Source organism: Serratia sp. TSA_105.2 (assembly GCF_052692115.1).
The window spans coordinates 113,434-125,285 of sequence record NZ_JBQZFT010000010.1 but is presented as its reverse complement, the minus strand read 5'-3'; the positions used below and the strand labels follow the sequence as shown (position 1 = coordinate 125,285).

Sequence of the window (11,852 nt, the reverse complement as noted above, 5' to 3'; positions counted from 1 at the left end):
AGCAGTAAAAAAGAAGCCGCAACGTTATACGTTGCGGCTTCCTCAAAAGCTTAACTGACAAGCATTACGCCGGAAGGCGCCGTTCCTTGTTTGTCTGCCGATCAGCGGCCGAACAGATCGCGGCGTCGTGGGCGAACAAATTGTGCGATCAGCACAATCAGCGCCACCAGCAGATAGGCACCGAAGATGCCGACCAGCCACTGTGGCATTTCCAGCGTCAGGAATTGCCATTGGCGCACGGAGCAGTCGCCGGAAGCGTGGAACACTGCAGGCAGCCATTTGTCCAGCGGCAGCCACGAAGGGAAGCTGACGAAGAAGTCGCAGGTATTGAACGGCGAAGGGTGCAACTGGATCATGGTGTGCTTCCACGCCAGCTGTACGCCTTCCCAGGCGCTGTAGATCCACAGCAAGATCGCCACATAGCGCAGCGGGGTTTTCGGCGCGATGGCGCCCACCAGCGAGGCGCCGAGGATGCCGAACAGCGCGCAACGCTCGTAAATGCACATCACGCACGGCTGCAGCAGCATAACGTGCTGGAAATAGAGCGCGACCAGTTCCAACACCAACGCTGTCAGGGCCATCAGCAGCCAGGCGCCGCGTCCTTGTGAACAGCGGTTAAAGAATTGCAACATATCTAGATTCTTCCATGCAGTAAGCAATTGAACCGGCAGTGTAAACCAATTCACCCTCGCTGCCAGCCACCTGGGCCGGATTCAGCGTAAAAATAGTCGGTTCACCCTGCCGGCGCCGTCTCAGTGGCCGACGGCATCGATGGGCGGCAGCGTCAGCCAATGCCACTGCGTCAACAGCTCGGTCGCCGGCTCCAGGGTGAGCTGGACGCACAGCAGGCCAACTACCGTCAGCACCACCGTATAAGGCAGTGCCATCCACACCATGCGTCCATACGACAGACGTACCAGCGGCGCCAATGCCGACGTCAACAGGAACAGAAACGCCGCCTGGCCGTTAGGGGTGGCGACCGAAGGCAGGTTAGTGCCGGTATTGATGGCGACCGCCAGCAGCTCGAACTGCTTCAGCCCGATAGCGCCGGTTTCCAGCGCGCTGCGCGCCTCGTTGATGTAAACCGTACCGACGAACACGTTGTCGGAAACCGACGACAGCAGGCCGTTGAACAGGTAGAACAGCGAAAGCTGAGAAGCGGGTTCGGCGCGCAGCACAAACTGGATCACCGGGCTGAACAGGTGCTGTTCGATGATCACCGCGACCACGGTGAAAAATACCGTCAGCAGGGCGGTGAACGGCAGCGCTTCCTGGAACGCTTTGCCGATGGCGTGCTCATCGTTCACGCCGCACAGGGAGGTGGCGAGGACGATGACCGACAGGCCGATCAGCCCCACTTCTGCCAGGTGGAAGGCCAGCGCCAGCACCAGCCAAACGCCGATCAGCGCCTGCATCACCAGTTTGAGCCGGTCTTGCTTGCTACGGCCTGCGGTGGCCTTGCGGTCATACTCTTTCAGCACGTCGCGCACCGCTCCCGGCAATTGCGCGCCGTAGCCAAACAGGCGAAAACGTTCTACCAGCCAACAAACCAGCAGGCCACATACCAACACCGGCAGCGTGACCGGCGCCATACGCAGGAAGAAATCGATAAAGCCCCAGCCTGCGTTTTTGGCGATGATCAGGTTTTGCGGCTCGCCCACCATGGTCATGACCCCGCCGAGCGCGGTGCCGACGCCGGCGTGCATCAGCAGGCTGCGCAGAAAGGCGCGGAATTGCTCCAGCGTCTGTTTACGCTCTTCACCGGCGAAATCGCTGTCATCGCCGATGTCGCCATCGGGGCGATTCGACGTCACGTTGTGATAGATGGAATAAAAGCCGGTGGCCACGCTGATCACTACCGCCACGACCGTCAGCGCGTCGAGGAAGGCGGAAAGGAAGGCGGCGGCCAGGCAGAACGCCAGCGACAGCAGCGTTTTTGACCGGATGTTGAGCAGCAGCTTGGTGAACACGAACAGCAGTAGCTGCTTCATAAAGTAGATGCCGGCCACCATAAAGATCAGCAGCAGCAATACTTCCAGATTATGTTCGATTTCCTGCGAAACTTGCGCCGGGCTGGTCATGCCGATGGCCACGGCTTCCAGCGCCAGCAGGCCGCCCGGCAGCAGCGGGTAGCATTTCAGCGCCATCGCCAGGGTAAAGATGAACTCGACCACCAGCAGCCAACCCGCGATAAACGGGCTGGCGAAAAAGAACACCAGGGGGTTGATCGCCAGAAAAATGAGAATGGTCAGTTTGTACCAGTCGGGAGATTGCCCCAGAAAATTTTTTAGCAGGGCGCTGCGCAGGGTTGTTTCCATTGTCCTTTATGCATCCTTAAATCAGTCGTAGCGCGTACCCTAACAATGCGGCGGGGGCGGGCGCAACCGGAGCTTGTTTTACGGTGGGAAAATTCCTCCGGCCGGTATTTTTGCTCGTTTTTTGCCACGTTATGCACACTTTCGTTTATTGTTTTTCGCTCACGCTATGTCATGTCAGCACGATCTGGTATGATGAGCTGATTACTTTTACTGATTTTATCGTCGCAACGGAACGTCAAACACATGGTCATAAAGGCGCAGAGTCCTGCCGGTTTCGCGGAAGAGTACATTATTGAGAGTATTTGGAATAATCGCTTCCCCCCTGGCTCTATTTTGCCCGCGGAGCGTGAGCTTTCGGAGTTGATTGGCGTCACGCGCACCACGTTACGTGAAGTGTTGCAACGTCTGGCCCGCGATGGCTGGTTGACCATTCAGCATGGCAAACCGACCAAAGTGAACAATTTCTGGGAAACGTCCGGCCTCAATATTCTTGAGACCGTAGCCCGTCTCGATCACAAAAGCGTCCCGCAGCTGATCGATAACCTGCTGTCGGTGCGTACCAATATCGCGTCGATCTTTATTCGCGCCGCGGTGCGCAATCATCCGGAACAGGCCCAGGAAGTGCTGGCGAAGGCCGCCGAGGTAGAAGATCAGGCGGACGCTTTCAACCTGCTCGATTACGAGATCTTCCGCGGCCTGGCGTTCGCTTCCGGCAACCCGATCTACGGCCTGATTTTCAACGGCCTGAAAGGCCTGTACACCCGCGTGGGCCGTTACTACTTCTCCAACCCGGAAGCGCGCAAGCTGGCGCTGACCTTCTACAGCAAGCTGTCCACGCTGTGCCATGAGAAGCTGTACGACCAGGTGATGGATACCGTGCGCAACTACGGTAAAGACAGTGGGGCGATTTGGCAGAGCATGCAGGGCACCATGCCGAGCGATCTGACTGAAGCGCGTCGCTAATCGCGTATTCATGAAATAAGAAAGGGCGCCCTGCGGCGCCCTTTGTCGTTGTGGTGGTTACAGCGGCGTCGGCCGCGGCGGGCAACGATCGAGCAACTCCACGCTGCCATCTTCGTTTTGCTGCTCGAGGATCACGTCGAAGCCCCACAGGCGATGCAGGTGCTTCAACACGTCGCGGCGGCTCTTGTCCAGCGGTGCGCGTTCCTGCGGGATGTAGCGCAACGTCAGCGAGCGGTCGCCGCGCAGGTCCACGTTCCAGATCTGAATGTTCGGCTCATGGTTGCTCAGGTTGTATTGCGCCGACAGCTCCTGGCGGATCGCCCGGTAACCGGCTTCGTTATGGATCGCGGCAATCTCCAGATAGTTGTTGCGATCGTCGTCCAGCACGGTGAACAACCGGAAATCGCGCATCACTTTGGGCGACAGGAACTGGCTGATAAAGCTCTCGTCCTTGAAGTCGCGCATGGCGAAGTGCAAGGTATCCAGCCAGTCTTTGCCGGCGATGTCCGGGAACCAGTAGCGGTCTTCTTCGGTTGGCGACTGGCAGATGCGCTTGATGTCCTGGAACATGGCGAAGCCCAGCGCATATGGGTTGATGCCGTTATAGTAGGGGCTGTTATACGGCGGCTGATACACCACGTTGGTGTGACTGTGCAAAAACTCCAGCATAAACCGCTCGGTCACCCGACCCTCGTCGTACAGATGGTTGAGGATGGTGTAGTGCCAGAAAGTGGCCCAGCCTTCGTTCATCACCTGAGTCTGTTTTTGCGGGTAGAAATACTGGCTGACTTTGCGCACGATGCGCAGCACCTCACGCTGCCAGGGTTCTAGCAACGGCGCATTCTTCTCGATAAAATAGAGGATATTTTCCTGCGGTTCGCTCGGATAGCGACGCGCCTGCTCCGGCGACTCTTCGCGCTCGACGCGCGGCAGGGTCTTCCATAGCGTGTTCACCTGGCTTTGCAGATACTCTTCGCGGCTTTTCTGGCGCGCTTTCTCTTCCACCAGGGAGATTTTTTGCGGGCGTTTGTACCTGTCGACCCCATAGCTCATCAGCGCGTGGCAGGAGTCCAGCAACCGCTCCACTTCATCGACGCCGTAGCGTTCTTCGCACTGGCTGATGTAGTGGCGGGCGAACAGCAGATAATCGACGATGGAGCTGGCGTCGGTCCAACTGCGGAACAGGTAGTTATTCTTGAAGAACGAGTTGTGGCCATAGCAGGCGTGCGCCATCACCAGCGCCTGCATGGTGATGGTGTTCTCCTCCATCAGGTAGGCGATGCAGGGATTGGAGTTGATGACGATTTCATACGCCAGCCCTTGCTGGCCCTGTTTGTAGCGCTGTTCGGTTTCGATGAACTTCTTGCCGAAGGACCAATGGGTATAGTTGATCGGCATGCCGACGCTCGAATAGGCGTCCATCATCTGCTCGGAGGTGATCACCTCGATCTGATGGGGGTAGGTGTCGAGCCGGTAATGCTTGGCGACGCGGTCGATCTGCTCCAAATACACCTGCAGCAGTTCGAACGTCCAGTCCGGTCCATCGCTCAGACGTTTATCATCCTTAACCTTTTCATGTGTTGAAGTAGTCATCAGCGCACCCTCATTATTCACGGGTCTTGCTCAAACGGCAGACCCTGTAACAAGCATAGTTCAAGTCATAATTAACCATTGCAAATCAGTGAAATAAAAATGCCGGCACGCAAAGGAGCGAACGGCGGTCAATTTGACGCCCGTTCCGGCAGAGGGCGGCGCAGCACCGCGCATCTTCTCCGAGTATAGCCCTGCGGCAAGGGCGTGCAACACATGCTTGTTGGACGACAGGGATTGAAAATTGTTATGTTATATTGTAACTTTTAATTTTCTCAATAACGGACAAGGAGCGTATTTTGGCGAGGCATTTTGGTAAAGTGGCGGTGGCGCTGGCCGCGTTGTTTATCAGCGGGCAGGCTTTTGCCCACGGGCATCATTCACATGGCAAACCGCTGACGGAAGTGGAAAAAAGGGCCGAGGCGGGCGTGTTTGACGATAAGGACGTCAAAGATCGCAACCTGTCGGATTGGGAGGGCGTGTGGCAATCCGTGTACCCTTATCTGCTCAATGGGGAGCTCGACCCGGTGTTCAAGAAGAAAGCAGCGCAGGATAAGAGCAAGACCTTCGCAGAAGTGAAGGCGTATTACCGCAAAGGGTACGCCACCGATGTGGATACCATCGGCATTGAAAACGGCGTCATGGAGTTTCACCGTGGCGACCAATCCAGCGCCTGTCAATATAAGTACGCCGGGCATAAGATCCTGACGTATGTCTCTGGTAAGAAGGGCGTGCGTTATCTGTTCGAATGCCAGGATGCCGGCAGCCTGGCGCCGAAATTCGTTCAGTTCAGCGATCACATTATCGGCCCGCGCAAATCGGCGCATTTCCATATCTTTATGGGCAACACGTCGCAGGAAGCGTTGCTGAAAGAAATGGATAACTGGCCGACTTACTACCCATTCCAACTGCAGACCAAAGAAGTCGTGGACGAGATGCTGCATCATTGATGCCGCTCGCTCCCGTCACCACAAGCCCGCTTATGTGGGCTTGTGCTCAGCCAAACGCTCTGATTTGCAGGTAATCATCCGTCACTGCCATTTCAAATAATGTTTCATCCGCCAACAGGGTCGCACGCATTCGTTCCCGGGCTTGCCGGTAGCGTTCATCCAACTGAATATCATCGGCATTTTCCCATGCGGCTCGGCTTGGCCACTGCGCGTAGCCGATAAACTTCCCGCTCATATCTCGATGCAGGCGCGAGCCGAGGCTGCCGCGCTGCAGATAGATCCCTTGGGTCAACTCAAGCCAGGCCAGGCGAAAGGCGTGTTCGTGTCCGGTTTTGACTGAGAACTGGTAGATGGCGATGAACATAAGGGGTTCTCCAGAAAAGCGACAATGTGAACTTTAGGATCGGCTTCTGGCTTCAACGTTCATATCGTGCTGCAGCGTTCGACATAAACGGGCGGGGCTAAGGGCTCGGCTGTTTTAATCCAGTAATGAAAATAAGGTTAACGGCAGCTGAAATTTTGCGCGATTTTTCTGCTGCGGAGGGAGGAAGCCCTCTTTGTTTGTTATGTTGGTATTTTTTATTTTGTTGGGTTTTTATTCTGCTTATGTGCTAGCTGGTATTTTTATATTCTGTTAAATCAATGTTGCTTATTACGCCTTTTTTGATTGCTGTCATTGATAGCGTTGCTGTCAATTCAGTGGCGGGATGACGCCTTAATCCCCTCTAAACCGCATCTTATCGCTATTTACGGGCGGCTATTGCAAATGCATGCCCCATCGACGATAAATTAATTGTGAATATTGTCACGTTTGATGACGAAGTTGTTGGACGGATTTTTTCACTGAGTTAATTTCCTGTGAGCAGAAGATTATGCTTTGTGAAGCCTTGGGCTGGAGTCAGCGATGCGAGTGGTAATTTTAGGTAGTGGAGTGGTGGGCGTAGCCAGTGCCTGGTATTTGGCGAAGGCGGGGCATGAGGTGACGGTGATCGATCGTCAGCCAGGTCCTGCATTGGAAACCAGCGCGGCGAACGCCGGGCAGATTTCACCGGGTTATGCCGCACCCTGGGCGGCACCGGGCGTGCCGCTGAAGGCCATCAAGTGGATGTTCCAGCGCCATGCGCCGTTGGCGATCCGCCTCGACGGCAGCAGCTTCCAGTTGAACTGGATGTGGCAGATGCTGAAAAACTGCAACACCGAACACTACATGACCAACAAAGGCCGCATGGTGCGCCTGGCGGAATACAGCCGCGATTGCATCAAGGCGCTGCGTCAGGAAACCGGCATCCAGTACGAAGGTCGCCAGGGCGGCACGCTGCAGCTGTTCCGCACCCAACAACAGTTCGAAAACGCAGCGAAAGACATTGCGGTATTGGAAGATGCCGGTGTGCCTTACAAACTGCTGGAGGCCAGCCAGCTCGGCAGCGTCGAGCCGGCGCTGGCGCAGGTGGCGCACAAGCTGACCGGCGGCCTGCAGCTGCCGAACGATGAGACCGGCGATTGCCAGCTGTTTACGCAACAGCTGGCGAAGATGGCAGAGCAGGCGGGCGTGACTTTTCTGTTCAACCGCAGCGTCGATCGTCTGCTGGTGGAAGGCGACAAGATCGCCGGCGTGCAGTGCGGCGAGGACGTGTTCAAGGCCGACAGCTATGTGGTGGCGTTCGGCTCGTACTCCACGGCGCTGCTGCGCGGCCTGGTGTCCATTCCGGTTTACCCGCTGAAAGGCTATTCGTTGACCATACCTATCACCGACGAAGCGGCGGCGCCGTTCTCTACGGTATTGGATGAGACGTATAAAATCGCCATCACGCGCTTCGACCAGCGTATTCGCGTTGGCGGCATGGCGGAGATCGTCGGTTTCAATACGCAGTTGGAGCAAAAACGGCGCGAAACGCTGGAGATGGTGGTGCGCGATCTCTACCCGAACGGCGGCAGAGTGGAAGAGGCAACGTTCTGGACCGGCCTGCGGCCGATGACGCCGGACGGCACGCCAATTGTCGGCCGCACTTCGCTGAAGAATCTGTATCTCAATACCGGGCATGGCACGTTGGGCTGGACGATGGCCTGCGGTTCCGGGCAGCTGTTGTCCGATCTGATGTCCGGCATTACACCGGCGATCCCTTCCGATGATCTGGCGGTGGCGCGTTACAGCGCCGGGTTTCGCCAGCAACCCGCGGTTCCGCTGAACGACGTGCATCCCGCACGTTAATCGTCGACGCTGTCATAGACTTTCCCGGCCACGTGCAGGCGCGCGTGGCCGCTGTACGCTGCCCCAAGGAGAAGCGATGCCCCGTCCCATAACCGCCACGATGCATCTCGGCGCGATTGAAAATAACCTGCAGGTGGTGCGCCGTTTCGCCGCCGGCGCCAAAGTCTGGGCTGTGGTCAAAGCCAACGCCTATGGCCACGGCATCAAACACGTTTGGCGCAGCATGGCGCAAACCGACGGCTTCGCCATGCTGGATCTGGCCGAAGCGGTGCTGCTGCGCGAGTCGGGTTGGCAAGGGCCGATTCTACTGCTGGAGGGTTTCTTTCAGCCGCAGGATCTGGCGTTGCTCGACCGTTATCACCTGACGACGGCGGTGCACAGCGACTGGCAACTGGCGGCGATCGCCGACGCCACGCTGAGCGCGCCGCTCAATGTCTATCTGAAAGTGAACAGCGGCATGAATCGGTTAGGGTTTGCACCCGATCGGCTGCATGAAATGTGGCGCAGGGCGCAGGCGGTTGCCAATATCGGCGAGCTTACGCTGATGAGCCATTTCGCCACTGCCGACGGCCCGGAAGGCGTGACCCAGCAGATGGCCACTATCGAGGCGGCGGCAGCCGATATACCGTTGCCGCGCTGCCTGGCCAACTCGGCCGCCACGCTGTGGCACCCTTCGACCCGTGGCAGCTGGGTCCGCCCTGGGATCATTCTGTATGGCGCTTCGCCGAGCGGTTGCTGGGATGATGTTGCGGCGACGGGGTTGCAGCCGGCGATGACGCTGAGCAGCGAGATCATTGGCATTCAACAGCTGAAGTCTGGCGATCGCGTGGGGTACGGCGGCCGTTACAGCGCCGCCGGCGCGCAGCGCATCGGCGTTGTGGCCTGCGGTTACGCCGACGGCTATCCGCGTCATGCGCCAACCGGTACGCCGGTATGGGTTGACGGCGTGCTGACGCGTACCCTGGGAACGGTGTCGATGGATATGCTGGCGGTAGATCTGACGCCCTGTCCGCAAGTCGAACTGGGCGCCGAAGTGGAGCTGTGGGGGAAACGTCTTCCGGTGGACGAGGTGGCCACGGCGGCAGGAACGTTAGGCTATGAGCTGCTGTCGGCGTTAGCGGCGCGGGTACCGGTCGTCATTGAAGCCTGAGCCGCAGCTCAGGCGACTTTTTTTATCTGCCCTTTAATCTGCTTGCTGAGCCGCCGCGCGTGCAGCGCCAGCAGGCAGCCTGCCAGCATCACCAGCGCCAGCGACAGCTTCGGTTGCAGCGGCAACGCCATCGCCACCAGACCCAGCGCGGCGCCGCCCGCCATCTGCACGAAACCGACCAGCGCGGACGCGACGCCGGCCTCATTGGAGTACGGTTCCAACGCGTAACTGGTTGCCGGGCCCATCACGAACGCCAACCCGGCACAGGCGCTGGCGACCGGCAGCATATACGCCAGCCAGTGCGCTTGCGCCGCCGCGGGCAGCAGCATGACGCCCAGCAGCAGGCCCAGACAGCCCAGCCCCATCAGCATACCGCCGGTCGCCAGGCAAGCCGGACGGCCGACCTTGTGGATGATGCGGTTGGCGAAGAAGCTGACCAGCATGATCCAGAAACCGTTGGCGCCGAACACCAGCGAGAATTGCAGTGGGGTCAGACCGGCGGTGCCCATCAGCACGTTCGGTGCCAGAGAAACGTAGGTCAGCGCCATGCCCATCGCCCCAGAGTTCACCACTGCAAAGGAGAGGAAACGCCGTTCGCTGAGGATGCGCGCGTATTGGCGCACCGGCAGCCCCTTGACCGGTACGGTGTCGGCAGGGCGGGTTTCCGGCAGGCGCAGCGCGATGAGCACCAACACCAGCAGCGCGTAGCCCACCAGGAACCAGAAGGGGGCACGCCAGCCGAAGGCTTCGGCGAGCAGGCCGCCGAGCAGCGGCGCCAGCGCCGGGATGATGTTCAGCGTGCCGTTGAGAAAACCGAAAGCGCGGGCGGCGGCGTCGCCGTTCAGGCGATCGCGCACGCCGCTGAAGGCGACGACGGCGGTGCAGCAAACCGCCACGCCTTGCAGCAGACGCGAAGCGATGAAAACCGTTGGGCTGGTGGCCAGCGCCGCCATCGCGGCGCCGATCATGTAGAGGATAATGCCGGCCAGCGCTACCGGCTTGCGGCCATAGTTATCCACCAGCGGGCCGGCGATGACCTGGCCGAGGCCGAGCACCAGAATAAACAGCGATATGGTGGATTGGATCAGCGCTTCGCTGCTGCCCAAACCGACGGCAATGGCGGGAATGGTCGGCAGATAAAGATCGATGCCTAATGGGCCGAGCAGCACCAGGCTGAGAAGCATAAACAGAAACTTTTGCATAACAGGAAAGGCACGTCCGAGTGACAAAGAGGGCTAGAGTAGAGACTCTGGCGGCAAATGAAAAGGGGCAAAGCGGGTCAGCGCTGCGCCCCCTGGCGGTAATAGAGCGCCGAGACGGTATCGGCCACATAACGGGCCTGGTGGCGAGCATCATCCAGCGCCCGATGCGGCATACCTTCGAACGGGCGGGCCTTTTTCGGGTTAAAGCCGTGCAGTTCCGCCAGCGTGATCACCGTGCGCACGTCCTGGGTATCCCAGAATTTCCACGGGCAGGGCATTTCCAACTGCTGGAAAGCGTGTTCGAGGATCGCGCAGTCGAACTCTTTGCCGTTGCCCCAGACTTTCACCGTGTCAGTGCTGTTCATATGGATGAAGCGGCTAAGGCTGCTCAGTACGCGCTTCAGGCTCTCGGTGCCGCCAAAGGCCTGTTTGCGCGCTTCATCGGACTGTTTCGCCCACCAGGCGACCGTGTCCAGGCTGATGGTTCGGCCCGGTTGGTCTTTCTGGCAGCTGACGGCGGCTTCGAATTCGGCGCCCAGCTCCCCGGTTCGGGGATCGAAAAACACCGCCGCAACCACCAGAATGACGGCGCTGGGTTTTATATCCAGGGTTTCAATGTCTAACATCAGATGGTGCATCGGCGTTTCCGGTGGTGGGCGTGGTGGTTTAATGTTACTACAGAACGTGCGCCGATGCGGGCGATGAGCGCATGAAATCCTTTTAAAGCGCCTCATTCAGGTTATGATGCTCGGGAAACTCTTGTCAGGTTGGTCTCTATCGGTGAGAACGCTTATCTTTATTCTGTGCATGGTCGGCTACTTGCTGTTGCTGGGCTACCTTAGCGTGTTTGTCACGGACAAGATCTGTGAGAAGGCGGGTAACTACACTAAAATATGCCGCATCGTAGACATTTCCGAACCTCATATCCCCTAATAGCCCTCTGTTTATCCCAGATAGTCGGTGGTAATCAGCGGCGTCAGGATGGCCGCCAGCGCCGTGAGCGCCCCCCATTGCCGCCAGCCCAGCTGCGCCAGCCAGTCATGCCGCTGCGGCGGCGTGGCCAGTTGCCCGACGGCCACGGCGCCGGTAAGCAGCAGCGTCAGAATCAGCAGCACCAGGCCACGGCTCACCAGCGTGAACTCGACATGCAGCACATTGGCGTAATACAGGCGCATCAGAATAAAATAGCTCAGCAAGATCCAGGCGAAAACGACGTTCTTCTTGAGCACCTGCTGCAGCATCAGCGTGAGGAACAGGCTGTGAAACAGCGACAGTAGCGGAGCCTCGATCGGATGCCGTACGCAGACGTTGTAGACCGCCATGTAAATGTTGAAAACCAGCAGGATATAGATCACATAAATATACCAGCCGTAGATGATTTTGAGCTTTTTCGGGTTCGGCGGCAGGGAGAGTGCGTCCGGTTTCATTAATGCCTCCTGATGATGCCATGCAAACGCTGTGGTTGAAGAC

Annotated in this window: 11 protein-coding genes; 4 read left to right on the top strand and 7 right to left on the bottom strand. The window is 58.2% G+C overall.

From position 1 onward, the window contains the following. Positions 1-101: 101 nt before the first annotated feature. Positions 102-632 (bottom strand): disulfide bond formation protein DsbB, encoded by a 531-nt coding sequence (gene dsbB, locus ACUTSC_RS21755; protein WP_033643335.1) that lies wholly within the window; start codon positions 630-632, stop codon positions 102-104. 120 nt (positions 633-752) lie between these two features. Next, the gene (gene nhaB, locus ACUTSC_RS21750; protein WP_197767406.1) at positions 753-2,318 is read right to left on the bottom strand and encodes a sodium/proton antiporter NhaB; all 1,566 of its coding nucleotides are present in this window, start codon (positions 2,316-2,318) and stop codon (positions 753-755) included. Positions 2,319-2,561: 243 nt separating this feature from the next. On the opposite strand from nhaB, the gene fadR reads away from it, so the two are divergent. Next, on the top strand, positions 2,562-3,281 hold the full coding sequence (gene fadR / locus ACUTSC_RS21745) for a fatty acid metabolism transcriptional regulator FadR (protein WP_025303107.1): 720 nt from the start codon (positions 2,562-2,564) through the stop codon (positions 3,279-3,281). A gap of 57 nt (positions 3,282-3,338) precedes the next feature. Here the strand turns inward: fadR and ACUTSC_RS21740 are convergent, their stop codons facing one another. Beyond that, positions 3,339-4,874: a SpoVR family protein gene (locus tag ACUTSC_RS21740; RefSeq protein ID WP_063990138.1), complete on the bottom strand. Its 1,536-nt coding sequence runs from the start codon at positions 4,872-4,874 to the stop codon at positions 3,339-3,341. Positions 4,875-5,170: 296 nt separating this feature from the next. On the opposite strand from ACUTSC_RS21740, the gene zinT reads away from it, so the two are divergent. After that, positions 5,171-5,821 (top strand): metal-binding protein ZinT, encoded by a 651-nt coding sequence (gene zinT, locus ACUTSC_RS21735; protein WP_197767405.1) that lies wholly within the window; start codon positions 5,171-5,173, stop codon positions 5,819-5,821. 46 nt (positions 5,822-5,867) lie between these two features. On the opposite strand, the gene ACUTSC_RS21730 is transcribed toward zinT, so the two are convergent. Beyond that, a complete protein-coding gene (locus ACUTSC_RS21730; protein ID WP_197767404.1) occupies positions 5,868-6,185 on the bottom strand; it encodes an antibiotic biosynthesis monooxygenase in 318 nt (105 codons plus the stop codon). A 540-nt stretch (positions 6,186-6,725) separates the two neighbouring features. On the opposite strand from ACUTSC_RS21730, the gene ACUTSC_RS21725 reads away from it, so the two are divergent. Both ACUTSC_RS21725 and dadX read left to right on the top strand, forming a co-directional pair. Beyond that, on the top strand, positions 6,726-8,030 hold the full coding sequence (locus tag ACUTSC_RS21725; protein WP_197773337.1) for a D-amino acid dehydrogenase: 1,305 nt from the start codon (positions 6,726-6,728) through the stop codon (positions 8,028-8,030). A gap of 76 nt (positions 8,031-8,106) precedes the next feature. Further along, a complete protein-coding gene (gene dadX, locus ACUTSC_RS21720) occupies positions 8,107-9,180 on the top strand; it encodes a catabolic alanine racemase DadX (RefSeq protein WP_197767402.1) in 1,074 nt (357 codons plus the stop codon). 8 nt (positions 9,181-9,188) lie between these two features. On the opposite strand, the gene ACUTSC_RS21715 is transcribed toward dadX, so the two are convergent. The 3 genes from ACUTSC_RS21715 to ACUTSC_RS21705 form a co-directional block, all read right to left on the bottom strand. Next, positions 9,189-10,382 (bottom strand): Bcr/CflA family efflux MFS transporter, encoded by a 1,194-nt coding sequence (locus ACUTSC_RS21715; protein ID WP_197767401.1) that lies wholly within the window; start codon positions 10,380-10,382, stop codon positions 9,189-9,191. Between the two features lie 77 nt (positions 10,383-10,459). Then, the gene (locus ACUTSC_RS21710; protein ID WP_063990132.1) at positions 10,460-11,020 is read right to left on the bottom strand and encodes a 3'-5' exonuclease; all 561 of its coding nucleotides are present in this window, start codon (positions 11,018-11,020) and stop codon (positions 10,460-10,462) included. Between the two features lie 306 nt (positions 11,021-11,326). Next, complete coding sequence (locus tag ACUTSC_RS21705) at positions 11,327-11,809, bottom strand: hypothetical protein (protein WP_197767400.1); 483 nt, start codon at positions 11,807-11,809, stop codon at positions 11,327-11,329. Positions 11,810-11,852 lie beyond the last annotated feature (43 nt).

Excerpts from the sequence above, each read along its gene's own strand:
- ACUTSC_RS21705 (WP_197767400.1), bottom strand. The coding sequence starts at position 11,809 with ATGAAACCGGACGCACTCTCCCTGCCGCCGAACCCGAAAAAGCTCAAA.
- ACUTSC_RS21715 (WP_197767401.1), bottom strand. The coding sequence starts at position 10,382 with ATGCAAAAGTTTCTGTTTATGCTTCTCAGCCTGGTGCTGCTCGGCCCA.
- ACUTSC_RS21710 (WP_063990132.1), bottom strand. The coding sequence starts at position 11,020 with ATGCACCATCTGATGTTAGACATTGAAACCCTGGATATAAAACCCAGC.
- ACUTSC_RS21740 (WP_063990138.1), bottom strand. The coding sequence starts at position 4,874 with ATGACTACTTCAACACATGAAAAGGTTAAGGATGATAAACGTCTGAGC.
- dadX (WP_197767402.1), top strand. The coding sequence starts at position 8,107 with ATGCCCCGTCCCATAACCGCCACGATGCATCTCGGCGCGATTGAAAAT.
- ACUTSC_RS21725 (WP_197773337.1), top strand. The coding sequence starts at position 6,726 with ATGCGAGTGGTAATTTTAGGTAGTGGAGTGGTGGGCGTAGCCAGTGCC.
- ACUTSC_RS21730 (WP_197767404.1), bottom strand. The coding sequence starts at position 6,185 with ATGTTCATCGCCATCTACCAGTTCTCAGTCAAAACCGGACACGAACAC.
- fadR (WP_025303107.1), top strand. The coding sequence starts at position 2,562 with ATGGTCATAAAGGCGCAGAGTCCTGCCGGTTTCGCGGAAGAGTACATT.
- dsbB (WP_033643335.1), bottom strand. The coding sequence starts at position 632 with ATGTTGCAATTCTTTAACCGCTGTTCACAAGGACGCGGCGCCTGGCTG.
- nhaB (WP_197767406.1), bottom strand. The coding sequence starts at position 2,318 with ATGGAAACAACCCTGCGCAGCGCCCTGCTAAAAAATTTTCTGGGGCAA.